Genomic DNA, 17,902 nt, shown 5'->3' with positions numbered 1-17,902 from the left:
TGCAGATCCGCATCTGCTCTGTTTCGAGCATGAAGCCCGATGCCAAGCGGATGCACCCCGCACCTCACGCGGCTTCACGCCACGCCGGGACGGCGCACACCGTTCAGAAGCTTTCCCATTCGTCCTCGCCCGCCGCGACCTTGACGGCCGGCGTGGGCGCCGCCGTCGGCTTGGGCAGCGTGCGTGCAGGGGCGCCGGCGGCGGCCGTCCGGGTCGTGGCGGCGGCGCCGGGGCCGGCAGCAGCCGCAGGCGGCGGCACCAGGCCACGCGTCGCCGTCTGCTGGGCGGGCGAGGCGATCACCTCGCGCAGCACCGGCGGGGCCGGCCGGTCCACACCTTCGCCCAGGCGAAACACCGAGATCGCGACCGACAGCCGCTCGGCCTGGTCGCGCAGGGCGGTCGCGGCGGCCGCGCTTTCCTCGACCAGCGCCGCGTTCTGCTGCGTCATGCGGTCGAGCTGGCTGACCGCCTCGTTGACCTGCCCGATGCCGTCGCGCTGCTCCGACGACGCGGCGTGGATCTCGGCGATCAGGTCGGCCACCTGGCGCACGCTGTGCACGATCTCGCCCATGGTCTGACCGGCCTGCGCGACCTGGCGAGAGCCGACGTCGACCTTCTCGACCGAGGTGCCGATCAGCGTCTTGATCTCGCGCGCGGCTTGCGCACTGCGCTGCGCAAGGTTGCGCACCTCGCTGGCGACGACCGCGAAACCGCGCCCCTGCTCGCCGGCGCGTGCGGCCTCGACGGCGGCGTTGAGCGCCAGGATGTTGGTCTGGAAGGCGATGCCGTCGATGGTGCCGATGATGTCGCCGATGCGGCGCGAGGAACCGCTGATGTCGGCCATGCTGCTGACCACCTCGCTCATCACCGCGCCGCCCCGCTCGGCCGCCTGCGCGGCGGTACCGGCGAGCTGCCGGGCGCGGTGGGCGGTGTCGGTGGACTGGGTGACGGTGCCGGTCAGCTGTTCCATGCTGGCCGCGGTTTGCTGCAGGTTGGAGGCGGCCTGTTCGGTGCGGCTGGAAAGATCCTGGTTGCCCAGCGCGATCTCGGTGGAAGCGCTGGAGACCGACGCCACGCCGTTGCGCACTTCGCCGACGACGCCGCGCAATTTGAGCACCATGGTCGACAGCGCGGCCAGCAACTGGCCGAACTCGTCGCGGCGATCGCTGGCCTGCATGGCGGCGAGGTCGCCCGCGGCGATGGCTTCGGCCACCTGCACCGCATGCGACAGCGGGCGCGACATGCTCCGCGCCAGCAGGGCGGCCAGCGCGATGCCCGCCAGCAGCAGGGCGATCGCGGAGGCGGCCGACACCAGCACCGCCCGGCGGCGGGCAGTTTCCAGCGCGGTGACGGCCGCGTCGCGGTGCCTTTCCTGTAGCTTGACGAAGGCATCCAGGCTGCCGATGTAGCGGTCGATCGCCGGGAGATAGGTTTTTTCGACGAAGTCGGCCGGCACGGCAGCGGTGGAGGACGACTGCTGCAGCGTCCGCGCCTGCTGGTTGAGTTGCGCGACGGCGGCGCGCTCGCGCATGGCCTGGGCGAGTGCGGTCCGGTCGGCTTCGGTGGTGGCCTGGCCGATGATCTTCTGCTGGAGCTGGCCGAGCTCGGCGGTCGCCAGCACCACCCGGCTGTCGAGCAACGACTGCAGCACCGCGTCGGCGGTGGCGTCGCTGGCGATGACCTGTTCGCTGATCGCCCGCGTGGCGCCGCGCCAGGCGATGGCATCGCTGATGTGCTGCTCGTAGTTGCGCACGCCGGTCAGCGCGTCGTCGGCCAGTGCGGTGGCCTGGTACTGCGACCAGCCGCCCACGCCGAGTGCAACGACAAGCAGGCCAAGGATGCCGCCCCAGAGTTTGGTGGAGACGCGGATGTCGTTGAATTTCATGAAAAAAAGAAGGCGCGGGGCCGCATGCACAGGTCGGCAAGGGCCAAGCAATTGCCGCGCCACCAACGGCGGCGGGATCAGAAGCGCGTTGGCAGAAAAGGCCGGGGGTCGACGAAGGGCGTGGCGCCTTCGATCTGGTCGGCCAGCAGGCGCGCGCTCGCCGGGCCGAGGGTGAAACCCTGGTGGCCGTGGCCGAAGTCGAACCACAGCCCCGGATGGCGGGGCGCGGCGCCGATCACCGGCAGCATGTCGGCCATGCAGGGGCGGGCGCCGATCCAGGGCGTTTGCTCCACCGGCTGCCCCAGGTCGAGCAGTTCGCGGGCAACGGCTTCGCAGCCCTGCAGCTGGCGCGGCGTGGGTGCGGCGTCGATCCGCGCGATCTCGGCACCGGTCGTCAGCCGCAGGCCGGCGCGCATCGGCGCCAGCACGTAGCCGCGCTCGGCGTCGAGCAGCGGCAGGTCGACCCGGGCGCCACCGGCGTAGTGCCGGTGGTAGCCGCGCTTGAAGATCATGGGAAAGCGGTAGCCCAGCGCGGCTGTCGCGGTGCCGCTCCAGGGGCCGAGGGCGATCACCGCCTGCGTCGCCTGCACCACTCCTTCGCCGGTCTGCACCTGCCAACTGCTGCCGTGCTGGCGCAGCGTGCCGGCATCGCCGATGAGCAGGCGGCCGCCGCGCTGTTGGAAGAGTGCGGCATAACGCTCGACCAACGCGCCCGGGTCCTGCACCGTCCAGGGCTGTTGCCAGTGCAGCGCGCCGACCTGGCGCTGCCGCAGCCCGGGCTCGGCGCGGGCCAGGGCGTCGGCGTCGAGGGCGCTGCAGGCCAGCCCGAAGTCGCGCCGCAGGGTCTCGGCCCGCTGCAGGGCGCGGTCGAAGGCGGCGGGGGTGCGGTAGAAGCAGCGGAAGCCGTCGCGGCGCACCAGGTCGTCGGCGCCGGCGGCGGAAATGTAGCGCTGGTGCTCGCTGGTGGTGTGCTCGATCAGCCGGGCGTAATCGCGGGTGATGCGTCGGTGGCTCGCCGGCGCGGATGCGCGCCAGTAGCGGCCCAGGCGGGGGAGGGACGCGGCGACGGCGCCCGGGTGATAGTGGATGTCGAGCCCCCGGCGCAAGGCGGCCGACATGATGGCACCCCAGGCGCGCGGAAACGCATAGGGCTCGACGGCCTCGCGCTGGATGATGCCGGCGTTGCCGTAGGAGGTTTCGCGGCCGGGCGGGCGGCGGTCGACCAGGGTGACCTGGTGGCCGCGCAATTGCAGCTCCAGAGCGGCGCAGGCGCCGGCCATGCCGGCGCCGAGTACGAGGAAATCGCTTCTTGTCATGGGGCGGCGCGCGGACCGGGCCCGCAGCCAGAGGAAGAGTGAATCGCGGCGCTGCGCGCCAGGTTCGCCATTATCCGGACTCGGGAGAAGGGGCCCAGTCCTGATGAGGCACAAGCGGCGAATGATCCCCACTTTTGGGTATGTTTTCCCGCGTGCTGCGCGGTGCCGTCCGACAACAGGGCTCGACACACCTCCGTAGATTGATCGACAGCACTCTCGCCGATTCCGCTTTCCCTCCCGATGCCCCGATCTGCCGCCACGGCCGCCGCGCCGACCCTTCCACCCCGGCAGAAAAAGCGGCGACGCCGGCCACCGACCCTGTCGATGGACGCCTGGCGGCAGTTCATGCAGGTCGCACGCCCCTATTGGACCGGCGATCAGCGCCGCTGGGCCTGGCTGCTGCTGGCCTTGATGATCGTGCTGATGCTGGCGGAGACGCAGCTGGCGGTCATGCTCAATCAGAAGGCCGGCGAAATGACCTCGGCGCTGGCCGGCCGCGATCGTGACCGCTTCTGGGACGCGGTACGCGCCGCGCTGCTGGTGCTGGCCTTCGCGGTGCCGGTGTACGCCTTCTACTACTACATGCGCGACAGCTTCTCCAACCACTGGAGACGCTGGCTCACCGGGCGCTTTCTCGACGGCTACCTGGGCAACCGCAACTACTACCAGCTCGGCTCGATCGGCGAGATCGACAACCCCGACCAGCGCATCAGCGAGGACATCGACACTTTCACCGCGCGCTCCACCAACTTCCTGCTGATCCTGCTCGGCTCGTTCATGCAGCTGGTGGCGTTCAGCGCGGTGCTGTGGTCGCTGTCGCACGTGCTGGTGGGCTTCCTCGTGCTGTATGCCTTCGTCGGCACCTTCGGCGCGCTGTATCTCTTTGGCGCGCCGCTGATCCGGCTGAATTTCTGGCAATTGCGGCGCGAAGCCGACTTTCGTTTCGGCCTGATGCGCCTGCGCGAGAACGCGGAGTCCATCGCCTTCTACCGGGGCGAAGCGCAGGAGCGCCAGCAGATCGACCAGCGCTTCGACTCGGTCTACAACAACTATGCGCGGCTGATCCGCAAGCAGCGTTCGCTCAACCTGTTCCAGCGCGCCTTCAGCCAGCTGACCCTGGTGGTGCCCAGCATCATCCTGGCCAACGACGTGCTGTCGGGCGAGCTGGAGGTGGGCGCGGCAGTGCAGGCGGCGGGCGCGTTCGTGGCGGTGCTCGGCGCGGTCTCGCTCATCGTCGACAACTTCGACGCGCTCAGCCGCTTCGTGGCCGGCATTTCACGGCTGCACGCGCTGGCGCAAGTGGTGATGCCGTCGCCGCCGGAAGCGTCGGAGCACGAGCCCCCGATGCCGGGCGCCGTGCCACGCAGCAAGGTGACGGTGCAGCCGGCCGAGCGGCTGGCGATCGAGGCCCTGACGCTCTATACGCCCGGTTTCGGGCGGGTGCTGGTGCGCGATCTGCACCTGGAGTTGAAGCCCGGCGATGGGCTGCTGATCACCGGTGCCAGCGGCTGCGGCAAGAGCTCGCTGCTGCGGGCCATCGCCGGCCTCTGGCACGACGGCAGCGGCAAGGTTCACAGCCTGCCGACCTCGCAGATGTTCTTTCTGCCGCAGCGGCCCTATATGCAGAACGGCAGCCTGCGCAGCCAGATCGTCTACCCGAGCCACCAATCGCCGCTGAGCGATCCGCAACTGCTGCAGATGCTGCGCGACGTGCAATTGGGAAGCCTGGCCGAACGTGCCGGCGGGCTGGACGCGGTACACGATTGGGAAAAACTGCTGTCGACCGGCGAGCAACAGCGCTTGGCCTTCGCCCGGGTGCTGGTGCATCGACCGCGGGTGGTGATCCTCGACGAGGCCACCAGCGCGCTCGACAACGCCAACGAGGCGGCGCTCTACGCGAGCCTGCGGTCAAGTGGCGTGACCATCGTCAGCATCGCGCACCGGCCGGCCCTGCTGCAGCACCACACCCACGTACTGCGGCTCGACGGCCACGGCGGGTGGGACCTGCATGACGCGGAGGGTTATCGATTCGACGCGTGAGCGGCTTCTGGGCGACCGCGCCGTAGGGGGCGGGGCTGGCGGCTCACCAGGAAAAAACGGGCGTCGGGCCGGCTGCGTGCCTCCGCCGCGTCGGGCGTGATCTCGGGCCAGCCGTTGCGGGCCATGAAGGCCAGGGCCAGGCGGTTGTCGGCCTCGATCGGCACGCGCATTTCGCTGCACAGGCCGAACAGCCAGTCGAGGGCCGGGCGCAGCAGCGGTGTCCAGTGGCCGTAGTGCCCGGGCAGCACGGCGATGTGGGGTTGGCCGTCATGGAACAGCATGCCGCCGATGGGCTGGCCGTCATGGGCGAAACCGCGCGAGGGGCAGCCTTCGTATATCGAGGCGAACACCTGGGGCGTGACCAGATTCAGGACGTCGCTGCGCCCGGTGCGGCGGTAATGGGCCGCGTCGGCTGCATGGAACACGGCCAGGTCGGCTGCCGGCGTGAGGGTGTAGCGGCAGCCGGTAGCCGGCGTCACGGCAGGTCGGCGCCGGCCAGCAGTCGGCGCATGGCGCGCGCGATGTAGGGGTCGGGTGCATCGACCAAGGCAGCGGCTTCGCCGTGCCAGGTGGGGTCGCCCACGATGCGCAGGCAGAGCGCGCGAAGTTCCGGATGCGGGTCGCCAGGCAGGCCGTTGAGGTATTGCAACGCCTCGAGCGACTGGCCGCGCTGGATGGCGATGAGTACCGGAAAGACGAGCATGTCGCGCAGACGTTCGTCGACTTCGCAAAGCTGCTCGTATTGCGCCTGGGCTTCGTCGAGCCGGTTGGCGCGCAGGTGGGCGACCATGCTGCGGACTTCGCTGGCGAAGGCGGCATCGACAGGCGCGGACGCCGGCGTGCCGGGGAAAGTGGCCGCCACCGTGCGGGGCTGTGCTTCTGCGTACATGGAAAGGGTCTCCTGAGAGCCGCTGGCAGGCGGCGGATGGTAGGGAGCGAGCGAATCGGGGGCCGTGCCTCGCCCGAGGCGGCGGACCTGGCACCCGAGGGCCGTCAGCCCATATCGCTTTGCAGGTCGTTCGATTCGTCTTCCGTGCCGGACTTGCCGAGAAGCTTCATGACCGCGGCCATGAGCATGTCGTTGGCCGAGCCCGAGGCCGACGCCGAAGCGCCTGGAGCCGGCCCGTTGAGTGCCTCGCTGGCGCCTTCGGCCACTTTGCCGAGGTCCAGGGTCATCAGGCCACCCAGCGCCTTGGCGCCGCCGTTGACGGCGTCCTTGATGGCTCCGGCCGGGTTGGTGAAGAATTTGCCGACGATGTTGGCGACTGCGCCCATAAGTTGCTCCTGGTGCGGGCGCTATGCCCGCGAATGACGGATGACGCAGGCCGCACCGTGCGACCCGCTGCAGCACTGTCGGTGTTGGGTGCCTGTCGGCGAGGCGGTCAATGCGAAGCAGTCGATGGTGATCCGAATCGCTTCGGGTTCCGTCGAGCGATCCGCCTCGTCAAAAGCGAAATAAATCGGCTGACCCAGCGAAATTTCGGATTTCATGGCGCGGCTGCTCCCCGCCCCGAACACGCAGGCGCAACGCGGGCCGGATCGGCGAAGCGAGACGGGGCGGCGCTCGCGCCGCTCAGAAGGTCATGCGGGCGCTGACCCGAACCGTCCTGGGCTCCATCGGGTGGACATGGCGGTCGTCGATACCGGCGCCGCAGCCGCCGCTGGCCACCTCACGCGCGGTGCAGGAGGCGTAGTAGTACTCGATGTCGTTGCCCTTGCGCCCGGCGATGTTGAACACGTCGAGCCCCAGGGTGAGCGCCGGCGTGAGCGCATAGCGGGTGCCCAAGTTGAGCAGCGTGGCCGACCGGGAACGCACCGAGTCGTTGGTGTCGAGGGCGCGCGGCCCCAGGTAGCGCAGCCGCAGCGTGGCCGTGAGCGGGCCGGACGAATAGGTCAGGCCGCCGGCCACGACCTTTTCGACGGCGTTGTCCACATGGTCGCCTTCGTCTTCCGGTGCAACGCCGCGAAACCGTGCGCGCGACAGCGCCACGTCCGCTTCCACCCGCCAGACCGGCGAGAGCCGGTGCCGCAGCGTGGCTTCGAGCCCGCGCCGCTTGCTGGCGCGGCCGGGCTCGGTGGAGCCGGCGTCGCCGACGTAGACCAGTTCCGAATCGAGCTGCAACTGCCATAGCGCGACCGTGGCCGTGGTGTCGGGCGCCGGTTGCCAGCGCCAGCCCAGTTCCGAGCCGCTGCCCTTGACCAGCGCCGGCACGCGGGTGGCCGCGCTGCCGTCCTGCGGGTTGGTGGCGATGGTGGCGCCGCGCACATCGTTGCTGTGATAGCCGGTGCCGGCATTGGCGTAGAGCTCGTGCGTGGGCGTGACCGTGTAGGCCAGGCCGAACTTGGGGCTGGCGATGGCGTCGTGCCCCCGGCCGCTGTTGGCCGCGCCGTAGACCGGTTCGCGGCCGTCCACGTCGTAGCGCAACACGTCGCCGCGCAGGCCGGCATAGCCGCGCAGCCGCTCGGTGAAGTTCACCATCTGCTGGCCGTAGACCGAGAGCAGGTCCTGCGACACCCGGTCGTCGCGCACGGTGGACAGTCGCTCGCGCGCCTCGGTGTTGTAGAGGCCGACCTGCGAGATGCGGTCGCCGCGCCACTGCGCGCCAAAGTTGACCACGCCGTCGAGGCCCGCGATGCGGTTGGCCACCCGGTGCGACGCCTGCGCGCCATACACCTGGCGCCGGTCGACCTGCTCGAACTGGTCGCCGTCGACCGGGTTGTTCAGGAAGTAGGTGAAGTCCGAGAACAGGTCGAAGCGGTAGTCGATGGCGTAGAAGGCGAGCTCCGTGTCGCCGTGCGGCCCCTTGTCGAACCATTTGCCCGACAGGCTCAGCCGGCGCGAACTGCCGCCGTCGGTCGGGTTGAGCGACCCGAAGCGGCCGAGCTCGCCGCTGTCGACCAGGCGCTGGGGGATCTGGTCGGTGGACGTCCAGCGGCTGCGGTAGGCCATGGCGGTGAGCGCGAAGCCGCGCGCCTGCGAGCCTTGCGAATAGCGCAGCACCGCATTGGCCTTGCGCAGGTTCTCGGCCACGTCCCAGGGGCCGTCGTTGCCTTCGAGTTCGAGCGCGCCCATCCAGGTCTGGTCGCCCACGGTGCGGGAGCCGGCGGCGACCGCGCGCCGAAAGCCGTGCGGCCCGAGCGTGACTTCGGAGAAGGGCGCGTCGAGCGCGCTCACGTAGTCGAGGCTGGCGCTGCCGGCCAGCGAGAAATCGCCGCCGTCGGCGAAGTACGGGCCTTTGCGGTAGCGCACGCCGGAGACGAGTTCGGGGATCAGGAAGTTCAGGTCCGAATAGCCCTGGCCATGGCCGTGGCTGGGCATGTTCACCGGCATGCCGTCGACGGTGATGGCGAAGTCGGTGCCGTGGTCCAGGTTGAAGCCGCGCAGGAAGTACTGGTTGGCCTTGCCGTCGCCCGAATGCTGGGTGGCGACCACGCCGGGCACGGCTTCGACGATGTCGCCGGGGCGCAGCTTGGGCCGCGACTGGAAAGATTCCTTTTCGGCCGCACCCTCGCTTGCGCTGTCGGCCAGGCCGATGGCCGCGTCGCGCGGGCCGCGCACCTCGACCTCGGGCAGGTGGGTCTTGCCGCCGTCGGGCGGATCGTCGTGGGCCAAAGCCGCGCCGGTCAGCAGCGAGCCTACGAGCAACAGATGGGAGCGGCGGGAAAGGCGGCTGGCGGGGGATCGCGCCGGCGGGCGGGGAAGGCGGGGTGTCATGAAGGCTCGAATTTTTCAGGATTGTCAACGCGCTCCATGACAGGCGTTTGAAGCCCCGGCCTGCGCATTCCGGCGTTTTGATGCGCGGCCGTCATCGCTCCGTCACCACCACGTAATGACTTGTTTTTAGAGTGAACTTCTTCGGAAAAGTCGGATCGCCGGCTCCCGCAGAGTTCCCAGAGCTAAACGGAAATCCATCCCGGAAAGGCAAAAATTCCATGAACAAGCGCAGTTTCTTCTTGCAGGCATCGGCCACCGCCGCTGTCGTCGCCCTGCTCACCGCCTGCGGTGGCAGCAACGACCCGGTCGTGTCCGGCGGCACCGGCGGCGGCACCACGCCCACGCCCGCAGCCCAGTTCGCCACCGACTATTCGGCAGGCGTCGCGGCCCTCAACACCACGGCCGGCCTGAGCAACACCGCGTTCCTGGACACCATCGACGACGGCTTCCTCGACGCCGGCTACACCAAGCCCGTCATGCGCACCCAGCTGGCACAGGAAGCCGCTGCGCGCGTCGCCAATCCGGACCTGGTCTTCCCCGGCGTGACGCTGACCAACGTCACCATCTCCGGCTGCGACGCCAACGGCGTCTGCACCCTGACCGCGACGGCCACCAACGCCGACGCCGACACCACCGTCGCGCCCTTCACCACCAAGGTCCGGCTGACGGCCAACAAGTACCGCCTGTACGGCGACCAGGCCCTGGCCCCGACGGTCTGACCGACCCCGGCCTCTCACACTTCGACCGATTCCAGGACACCATTGCCATGAAGCAGACCTCCTTCCAGATGCGCGAGACCGCGCTGGCGCTGGCCGCCGTCGCCGCCCTCACGCTGCCGCACGCGGCGTTTGCCGCCGACAAGGCCGCCACCAAGGCCACCGGCACCTACGTCACCGGCGACTTCCACAACCACACCACCTGCTCGGACGGCACGCTGTCCATGAAGAAGCTGATCGACAAGTCGGCCGGCACCTTCAACCTCGACTGGTTCGTGCAGGCCGACCACGGCGGCAGCAGCACCCGCAACTGCACGCTGGCCGAAGACCCCTTCGAGCCGGTCGCGCCGGCCCTCGGCATTCCGTCGGCCAACACCATTCCCAGCAGCGGCCAGCCGGCCACCGACCTGAAAGGCCCGAACCAGACCTGGCAGGCCACCATCGGCCGCGACGCCATCAAGGGCGACGGCACCGCCACCACCAAGGCCATGTGGCGCTGGCAGGAAATCTCGGAGTTCCAGTACCCGATCACCGAAGCCGAAAGCCGCACCCGCCGCAAGCCGATCTGGATCGGCGTGGAACAAAACGCGCCGGGCCACGAGCACATCTCCACCACCGTGCTCAACGGCCAGCTGCCCTTCCCGTCGACCGCCACCGGCGGCAACGCCAACCTGCAGGCGCAGTACGAATACTGCTTCGACCGCAGCGACACCGACACCAGCCGGGGCACCACCAACCAGTGGGATTGCTCGGTCAGCGGCAGCGCCAACAACGCGCAGCTCGACTCCACGGCCGCCAAGATCCTCGGCACCAACGCCGCCGCCACGCCCAACCGTGGCCACATGAAGACGGTCGAAGGCATCAAGTGGATGGCCGAGAAGGCACCGGACACCAGCTACTTCGTGCCGGCCCACCTGGAGCGCGCAGGCGCCTACAACCCCAACGGCAACTCCGGCTTCAACATCGAGCACCTGCGCAACTTCAACAACGCGGCTCCGCGCATCGCCTTCGGTTTCGAGTCGATGCCCGGCCACCAGGCCGAAGCCGGTCGCGGCAGCTACGGCACGGGTGCCGTCGGCGGCGGTACGTACGGTGGCACCGGCGTGTACGCGGCCCAGGTCGGCGGCGTCTGGGACGCCCTGCTGGGTGAAGGCCGCAACTGGTGGTTCTTCGCCAGCTCCGACTACCACAACCGTGGCAGCTTCGGTCCCGACCAGCGCGAGTCCACCGCCGACTTCTACCCCGGCGAATACACCCGCGACTTCGTGATGGTGCGCAAGGGCGCGGGCGACCTGACCGCCGCCGGCATCATCAACGGCCTGCGCAGCGGCAACAGCTTCGTTGCCAACGGCCAGCTGATCGACCGCCTGTCCTTCACCGTCTGCGCGGCCCACCCGGGCCTGCCGCGCAGCGCCGGCAAGGCGCTGATGGAGAAGGCCGGCGCCAACGCGGTCAACGCCAATGGCGACGTGCGCATCGACGGCTGCGCCACCATGGGCGAAAAGCTCAAGGTGCGTGCCGGTATCGACCTGGTCGTGACCATCGTCGCCCGCGACCCGAACGGCACCAACAACTCGCCGTATTCGTTCCCGAACCCGTCGCTGGCCCAGGTCGCGATCAGCCAGCCACTGAACGCTCCGGTGCTCGACCACGTGGACGTGATCAACGGCCTGGTGACCGGTTATGTCGCACCGACCGACACCGCGCGCTACGCCGGCCTGCTGAATTCGCCTGCCGCGACCAACGCGTCGGCCAAGGTCGCCAAGGTCTTCAACAGCCGCAACTGGACGAAGGCCGCCGACGGCACCATCACCATGAGCTACGTGGTGCCGGCAGCTTCCGCGTCGCAGTACTTCCGCCTGCGCGGCACCAACCTGCCGGCCTCGGTGCCGGGTGAAACCGATGCCAACGGCAATCCGCTGCTGGACTTCGGTTCGAGCCCGGCCGACAGCACGCTGCCCGGCACCATCCCGTGCTCGGACGCGGCCTGCCCGGCGCACCTGCGCACGGTCGGTGGCATCAAGTATTCGACCTTCGACGTCGCCGGCTGGGCGGACCTTTGGTTCTACAGCAACCCGGTCTACATCGAAGTCGTGAACTCGACCAAGGTCGCAGGCGTCAACTGATGCAAGCTGCATCCGCACCGGGCGCGACGGCGCCCGGTGTCCAACATCCGCCGGCAGGGTTCGCCCTGCCGGCGGGTCGACAAGCAGCCGGCCTCGTGCCGGCCTTGTGCGTCATGCTGCTCTCCGGCGCTGCCGGCCTCGGCTGGCAGGTGGTGTGGACGGCGCAGTTCGGTGCCGGCCTGGGCCACGAGATCGTCGCCGTGCTGGCGGTACTGGCCGCTTTCTTCGGCGGCCTCGCGCTGGGCGCCTGGGGGCTCGGCCGCACGGTTGCTGCCAGCCGCTGGCCCGGTCGCTGGTATGCCGGCTGCGAAGCCGTGCTGCTGGGCTGGGGCCTGGCCTTGAGTTTCTGCATGCCCGCGCTGGTCGATGCCGGTGCGCGGCTCATCGGTGCCGAGCCGTCGCCGGCCTGGCACTGGACGGTCGCCTTCGTGCTGCCCTTCGTGCTGCTGCTGCCCGCTGCTGCTGCCATGGGCGCGACCCTGCCGGCGCTCGAAGCGCAGCTGCGCGCGGCGCACAGCCGGCTCGGTGCGCTGTATGCCGTCAATACGCTCGGTGCCGTCATCGGCCTGCTGGCCGCGGTATTCGTCGCGCTGCCGGCCTGGGGCCTGCAGCGCACCGCGTGGCTGTGCGCCATCGCCAACGGCCTGTGCGCCCTGGTCGCTTGGTGGCAGTGGCGCGACCGGCCGGTGGCGGCGGTCGGCATGTCCCGGCCGGCGACGCCCGGCGCTCGACTGTCCGCGCTGCTGCTGGCCACCGGCCTGCTCGGCATAGGCTACGAAGTGCTCGCGGTGCGGATGCTGAGCCAGGTCACCGAGAACACGGTCTACAGCTACGCCTTGCTGCTGGCCATGTACCTGCTGGGCACCGCCGGCGGCGCCGCGCTGTACCAGCGCTGGACGGCGCGCGCCGATGCGGCCGACGACGACCGCGTGCGCGACACCCTGCTGCGCGCCTTGGCGGCGGCCGTGCTGCTGTCCGGTGCCGCGCTGCGCTGGGCCGACGCCATCGCCGCCTGGCCGCTCGCCGCCTGGGGACCGGGCCGGGCGGCGGCCCTGGCCGGCGAAGCGCTGGCGGCCGTCGCTGCCATGGCCGCGCCCACGCTGGTGATGGGCGCGCTGTTCACCCACCTTTGCCTGCAGGCGCAGCGGCGCGGCTGGCCGCTCGGCCGGGCGTTGGCGGTGAACACCGCCGGCGCGGCGCTGGCGCCGGCCGCCATCGGCGTGTGGCTGCTGCCGGTGGCGGGCGCCCATGCGGTCATCGGCCTGCTGGTGCTGGGCTACCTGTTGCTGCAGTCGCCCGCGCGCTGGCGCCGGGCGGATGCCCTGGTGCTGGCGCTCGGCAGCGTGCTGCTGGCCGTCATGGCCGCGCCGCTGCGTTTCGTCGACGTGCCTGCGGGTGGACAGGTCCGCAGCTACCGCGACGGCGTGATGGCCGCCGTCAGCGTGGTCGCGGACGAAGACGGCGTTTCGCGCCTGCGCATCAACAACCGGGCGCAGGAAGGCAGCAGCGCCAGCGGCCTGGTCGAGTGGCGGCTGGCGCAGCTGCCGCTGCTGCTGCATCCGGCGCCGCACCGCGCCTTGCTGCTCGGTGTCGGTACCGGCTTCACGGCATCGGCCGCCGCGCAGCAGCAGGACCTGCAGGTCGACGCGGTCGAGCTGCTGCCCGAGGTGCTGTCGGCCACCGCGCTCTTCGCCGATTCGCCGCAGGCGCCACGGCCCGTTCGCCCGGTCCGCCAGCTGGCCGCCGACGCACGCCGCTTCGTGCAGGCCGAGGGCGCGGGCTACGACGTGGTGGTCGCCGACCTGTTCCACCCGGCCCGCAGCGGCGCCGGCTCGCTCTACACGGTGGAGCAGTTCCGCGCGGTGCGCGACCGGCTCGCCCCCGGCGGCCTGTTCTGCCAGTGGCTGGCCATCCACCAGATGGACCTCGACACCCTGCGCAGCATCACGGCCGCCTTCCGGCAGGTGTTCCCCAACGCCATTGCCGTGCTGGCGAGCAACAGCCTCGACACGCCGGTCATCGGCCTGATCGCGCTGCCCGGCGACGGCCGCATCGACCTCGAGGCCCTGAACGAGCGCATGGCCCGCGCCCACACCACGCCCACCCTGGCCAAGGGCCTGCAGACCGCCCACCTGGAAGACGACTGGGCTGTGGCCGGCAGTGCCATCGCCGGGCCGGCGACGCTGCGCCGTTTCGTCGGCGACGCGGTGGCCAATACCGACGATCGGCCGGTGGTGAACCACCGCGCGCCCTGGGCCACCTACGCGCCGGAATCGACGCCCCGCGAACGCCTGATGACGCTGGTGTCGAAGCTGCGGCCGGACCCACAGGAGCTGCTGCACCGGCCCGACAGTGCCGACGCCCAACGCCTGTCGGCCTACTGGCAGGTGCGCGAGCGCTACCTCGCCTTCGGCACCACGGTGCGGCCCGACGGGGACCCCGCCCGCATGCTCGACAGGGTGCAGGCGCCGCTGCTGGCCATGGTCGGCCAGAGCCCCGAGTTCCGGCCCGCCTGCGACCCGCTCATCGCCATCGGACGCGCGCTCCACGCCAGCGAGCCGCAGCGCGTGCTGCAACTGCGCGCCACCCTCGACCACCTCCAGGCGCGTTGCCTGCGCACCCGCTAGTCAACGCCGTTTCACTTTCATCCGACAAGCTGATTCCCATGATTCCAAACCCTTCTTTGATCCAACGGGCCGCGCGTGAGCCGCTCGTGCATTTCCTGCTGCTCGGCGCGGTCATCTTCGGCGTCGACCACGTACTCGAATCCGGCCGCGAGAACCCGCAGACCATCGTCGTGAGCGCCGCCACGCAGAAGGAAGCGCGCGACATCTTCAAGGCCGGCATGCAGCGCGAGCCCTCGGCCAGCGACATGAAGAAGCTGCTCGACCGCTGGACCGACAACGAGGTCTTCTACCGCGAGGGCCTGGCCCTGGGCCTGGACCGGGGCGACACCACCATCCGCGAGCGGGTGATCTTCAAGTCGCTCAGCGTGACGCAGTCCGGCATCGTGCTGCCCAAGATCGACGAGCCCGGCCTCAAGGCCTGGTTCGAGCAGCGCCACGCCCGCTACGACGCGCCCGCGCGTTACGACTTCCTGGAAGCCGTGGTGGTCGGCGACAGCACGCCGCAGTCGATCCAGGCTTTCGTGCAGGCGCTCAACACCGACGCCGCCACCGAAACCCAGAGCGACCTGCGCAGCTTCAAGGGCCGCCCGCGCGGCAACCTGGTGGAGAGCTACGGCCCGGACTTCGCCAAGGCCCTGGACGCGGCGCCGCTGAACCAGTGGCAGGTGGTGCCCAGCAGCACCGGCCAGCGCGTGGTGCGGCTCGAAGCGCTCAAGCCGCCGATCGAAGCGCGGTTCGACCCGATCAAGGAAGCCGTCTACCAGGACTGGCGCGACGACACCATGGCCGAGCTCACCACCCAGGCGGTGCGTGACATGGGCAGGAAGTACACCGTGCGCATCGAAGGCGAGGACGCCAAATGAAGGCGATGCTCCGACTGCTGCTCGCCACGCTGCTGGCGAGCCTGGCCGGGCTGGTGCAGGCCCACGAGATGACGCTGGCCGAGATGACCATGCGCGAGACCGCGCCCGGCCAGTTCGTCTATGCCTGGGGCGCACCGGCCAAGACCACGCCGATCGCCCAGGAGCTCAAGCCGGTCTGGCCCGAAGGCTGCGAGGCCGATGCTCAGGTAGTGAGCTGCGGCCCGCGCGGCCTGGCCGGCACCTTCGCGGTGGAAGGGGTGGGCCAGGCCTATTCGGCCGCCATCGTGCGCATCGTCTGGCGCGACGGGCAGCAGAGCGTGGTCACCGTGAGCGGCTCGCAGCCCACGGTGCAGCTCTTCGGCGGCGCGAGCGACGAGCGCGGCGGCTTCGAGCTGGCCAAGCTCTACACCGTGCTCGGCGTGGAACACATCCTGAGCGGCATCGACCACCTGATGTTCGTCATCGGCCTGCTGTTCCTGGTGGGCCTCAATCGCCGTCTGATCGGCACCATCACCGCCTTCACCGCCGCCCACAGCCTGACCCTGGCGGCCAGCGCGCTCGGCATGCTCACGCTGCGCCCGCCGCCGGTCGAGGCGTGCATCGCGCTGTCCATCGTGCTGGTGGCGGGCGAAGCGCTGCGCGACCGCCAGTCGCTCAGCCGGCGCTGGCCGGCGCTGGTGGCGTTTCTGTTCGGGCTGGTGCATGGCCTGGGCTTCGCCGGCGCGCTGAAGGACATCGGCCTGCCGCAGCACAACATCACCGTCGCGCTGCTGGGCTTCAATGTCGGCGTGGAAGCCGGCCAGCTCGCCGTGGTGGGCGTGGCCTGGGGCGCGGCGCGGCTGTTGGGCCGGCTGCAGGGCTTGCGTTCGCTGCGCCAGCCGGCGCTCTACGTGATCGGCTCGGTGGCCGCTTACTGGTCGCTGACCCGCATCGTCGCGATCGCCCACTGATGGCGACGGCAGAAGTCTTCGCGCTGTTTCCCACGCCGGTGATGCGCGTCGCCGGCGTGCTCGATGCCGACCGGGTGCGGGCGCTGCGCGAAGGCCTGCTCGGCGATGCGGCCCTGGCCAATCACCGCTCCGAAGACCTGCAGCACACCCGCATCCTGGAGCCGGACGACCATCCCGAACTGCTGCAGGACCTGGCGCGCCGGGTCGGCCCGCACCTGGTCGAGCTCGGCAGCCTGCTCTTTGGCGAAAGCATGCAGTGGGGCATCAAGGAAATGTGGGTCAACGCCATGCAGGCCGGCGGCCGGCAGGCGCTGCACAACCATGCCAACTGCTTCATCTCCGGCGTGCTCTACCTGAGCGACTGCGACGCCTCGGCCAACACCGTCTTCATGCGCCACCTGGGCGGACGCGACTTCGTCTTCGCCAACACCCATGCGCAGGCCGCGGTCGGCCCCTTCAATGCCGACAAGTGGATCGGCCCGCAACCTGCCGAGGGCGATTTGCTGCTGTTCCCGAGCTACCTGCTGCACGAAGTGCCGGTTAACCGCGGCGGGCCGCGCGTCACCCTGGCCTTCAACGCGATCCCCCAGCGGCTGGACGCCTGGGGCTATTCGATTTCCTTCTCGTCCTGAACGATCCTTCTCTCTTTTTCATGATTCCCACCAAGCTCCGCCCCCTGGTCTGCGCCATCGTCCTGCTGGGCGCCGCCTCGGCCGCCACCATCGCCGACGCCCACGAGTACTACCTGCAGGGCATCACCCTGGTCCACCCCTGGGCCGACCCGACCAAGCCGGGCGCCACCTCCGCACCGGTCTACTTCACCGTCACCGATGTCGCCCAGGGTGATCGCCTGGTGAAGGTGGTGACGCCGCTGGCCGAAAAGGTCGAGTTCCGCGAAGCCGGCCCCAGGGGCAAGACCCTCCAGAGCCTGGGCATCGAACCCGGCGCCGACACCGAGTTCACCGAAGGCAAGCCGCATTTGCTGCTGCAGGGCCTGAAGATGCCGCTGCAGTGGGGCCGCAGCTACGAGATGACCCTCTACTTCGAAAAGGCCGGGCCGGTGCAGGTGCAGCTGTCGGTCGGTGCGCACTGACTGCCCTTCGGCGATCGGTTAGCCTTGCCGCCTTTTTCCTGGCAGAAGACGGCAGCGCATGGACGAGCACGCAGACGACACACCAAACACCCCGGACATCCGCGAACCCCGCCTCTGGTCGGTCGACGGCTGGACCGCGCGCGTCGTCAAGAACGAGGACGACGACGGCTGGGCGGTGGAGATGCACCGGGCGGGCGATGCCGAACCCGCGCTAGTCGGGCCCTGGACCATGGGCCGCGACAAGAAGAACCCCAAGCCGCTCGACACCGCCGCCTTCAACACCCTGGTCAAGACCGCGCACGAAGTCATCCGTCGCGCCGAGCAGCACCTGCACGCCACGCTGCACCGGCAGATCGACGTGGAAGCGCCGGGCGGCCGCGTGACCGTGAGCCTGGACATCGAGCCCGACGAGGACAACCCCAGCGCCCGCCTGAGCGCGGTCGACGCCGCCGGCGAGGCGCTGGCCAGCATCGCGGTATCGCCCGGCTTTCAACTCAACCGGGCGAGCGCGCTGCGCTGGGTGGAAGCCGATTTCGCCAAGCCCCGCTGAGCGGCGGGGCAAAACCGCGCG

Annotated in this window: 16 protein-coding genes; 9 read left to right on the top strand and 7 right to left on the bottom strand. The window is 70.0% G+C overall.

The window, feature by feature from the left end:
- Window positions 1-103: 103 nt before the first annotated feature.
- Window positions 104-1,885, bottom strand: coding sequence for a methyl-accepting chemotaxis protein (locus tag R9X41_RS19290; protein ID WP_318632056.1), 1,782 nt, complete (start codon window positions 1,883-1,885; stop codon window positions 104-106).
- Window positions 1,886-1,962: 77 nt separating this feature from the next.
- Window positions 1,963-3,201, bottom strand: a complete 1,239-nt coding sequence (locus tag R9X41_RS19285; RefSeq protein ID WP_318632055.1) for an NAD(P)/FAD-dependent oxidoreductase — start codon at window positions 3,199-3,201, stop codon at window positions 1,963-1,965.
- Between the two features lie 345 nt (window positions 3,202-3,546).
- On the opposite strand from R9X41_RS19285, the gene R9X41_RS19280 reads away from it, so the two are divergent.
- A complete protein-coding gene (locus tag R9X41_RS19280) occupies window positions 3,547-5,241 on the top strand; it encodes an ABC transporter ATP-binding protein/permease (RefSeq protein ID WP_318635279.1) in 1,695 nt (564 codons plus the stop codon).
- On the opposite strand, the gene R9X41_RS19275 is transcribed toward R9X41_RS19280, so the two are convergent.
- From R9X41_RS19275 to R9X41_RS19255, 5 genes are all read right to left on the bottom strand, one after another.
- Complete coding sequence (locus R9X41_RS19275) at window positions 5,223-5,720, bottom strand: GNAT family N-acetyltransferase (RefSeq protein ID WP_318632054.1); 498 nt, start codon at window positions 5,718-5,720, stop codon at window positions 5,223-5,225. The two genes, R9X41_RS19280 and R9X41_RS19275, sit on opposite strands and share 19 nt — an antisense overlap.
- Window positions 5,717-6,130 (bottom strand): HrpB1 family type III secretion system apparatus protein, encoded by a 414-nt coding sequence (locus R9X41_RS19270; RefSeq protein WP_318632053.1) that lies wholly within the window; start codon window positions 6,128-6,130, stop codon window positions 5,717-5,719. The genes R9X41_RS19275 and R9X41_RS19270 overlap by 4 nt, the downstream gene beginning before the upstream one ends.
- A gap of 104 nt (window positions 6,131-6,234) precedes the next feature.
- Window positions 6,235-6,516 carry a hypothetical protein gene (locus R9X41_RS19265; protein ID WP_318632052.1) on the bottom strand — a complete coding sequence of 94 codons (282 nt, stop codon included), beginning with the start codon at window positions 6,514-6,516 and terminating at the stop codon, window positions 6,235-6,237.
- Window positions 6,517-6,537: 21 nt separating this feature from the next.
- Complete coding sequence (locus tag R9X41_RS19260; RefSeq protein WP_318632051.1) at window positions 6,538-6,732, bottom strand: hypothetical protein; 195 nt, start codon at window positions 6,730-6,732, stop codon at window positions 6,538-6,540.
- Window positions 6,733-6,814: 82 nt separating this feature from the next.
- Complete coding sequence (locus R9X41_RS19255) at window positions 6,815-8,956, bottom strand: TonB-dependent receptor (RefSeq protein ID WP_412556630.1); 2,142 nt, start codon at window positions 8,954-8,956, stop codon at window positions 6,815-6,817.
- Between the two features lie 218 nt (window positions 8,957-9,174).
- Between R9X41_RS19255 and R9X41_RS19250 the strand changes: the two genes are divergently transcribed.
- From R9X41_RS19250 to R9X41_RS19215, 8 genes are read left to right on the top strand one after another with little or no spacing between them, the layout of a single operon-like run.
- A complete protein-coding gene (locus R9X41_RS19250) occupies window positions 9,175-9,675 on the top strand; it encodes a hypothetical protein (RefSeq protein WP_318632049.1) in 501 nt (166 codons plus the stop codon).
- A 47-nt stretch (window positions 9,676-9,722) separates the two neighbouring features.
- Window positions 9,723-11,798 carry a hypothetical protein gene (locus R9X41_RS19245; protein WP_318632048.1) on the top strand — a complete coding sequence of 692 codons (2,076 nt, stop codon included), beginning with the start codon at window positions 9,723-9,725 and terminating at the stop codon, window positions 11,796-11,798.
- Window positions 11,798-14,425, top strand: coding sequence for a spermidine synthase (locus tag R9X41_RS19240; RefSeq protein WP_318632047.1), 2,628 nt, complete (start codon window positions 11,798-11,800; stop codon window positions 14,423-14,425). Before R9X41_RS19245 ends, R9X41_RS19240 begins: the two co-directional genes overlap by 1 nt.
- Before the next feature lie 38 nt (window positions 14,426-14,463).
- Complete coding sequence (locus R9X41_RS19235; RefSeq protein ID WP_318632046.1) at window positions 14,464-15,288, top strand: peptidylprolyl isomerase; 825 nt, start codon at window positions 14,464-14,466, stop codon at window positions 15,286-15,288.
- Entirely contained in the window at window positions 15,285-16,238 is a 954-nt protein-coding gene (locus R9X41_RS19230) for a HupE/UreJ family protein (RefSeq protein ID WP_318632045.1), read from the top strand. The genes R9X41_RS19235 and R9X41_RS19230 overlap by 4 nt, the downstream gene beginning before the upstream one ends.
- Window positions 16,238-16,870, top strand: a complete 633-nt coding sequence (locus R9X41_RS19225; protein WP_318632044.1) for a putative 2OG-Fe(II) oxygenase — start codon at window positions 16,238-16,240, stop codon at window positions 16,868-16,870. Before R9X41_RS19230 ends, R9X41_RS19225 begins: the two co-directional genes overlap by 1 nt.
- A gap of 20 nt (window positions 16,871-16,890) precedes the next feature.
- Entirely contained in the window at window positions 16,891-17,331 is a 441-nt protein-coding gene (locus R9X41_RS19220; protein ID WP_318632043.1) for a copper chaperone PCu(A)C, read from the top strand.
- Window positions 17,332-17,389: 58 nt separating this feature from the next.
- On the top strand, window positions 17,390-17,881 hold the full coding sequence (locus tag R9X41_RS19215; protein ID WP_318632042.1) for a hypothetical protein: 492 nt from the start codon (window positions 17,390-17,392) through the stop codon (window positions 17,879-17,881).
- Window positions 17,882-17,902 lie beyond the last annotated feature (21 nt).

It is taken from the genome of Xylophilus sp. GOD-11R (assembly GCF_033546935.1).
Classification (GTDB): Bacteria; Pseudomonadota; Gammaproteobacteria; order Burkholderiales; family Burkholderiaceae_C; genus Xylophilus.
The sequence above is the reverse complement of the archived record's forward strand: the minus strand, read 5'-3'. Positions and strand labels throughout refer to the sequence as shown.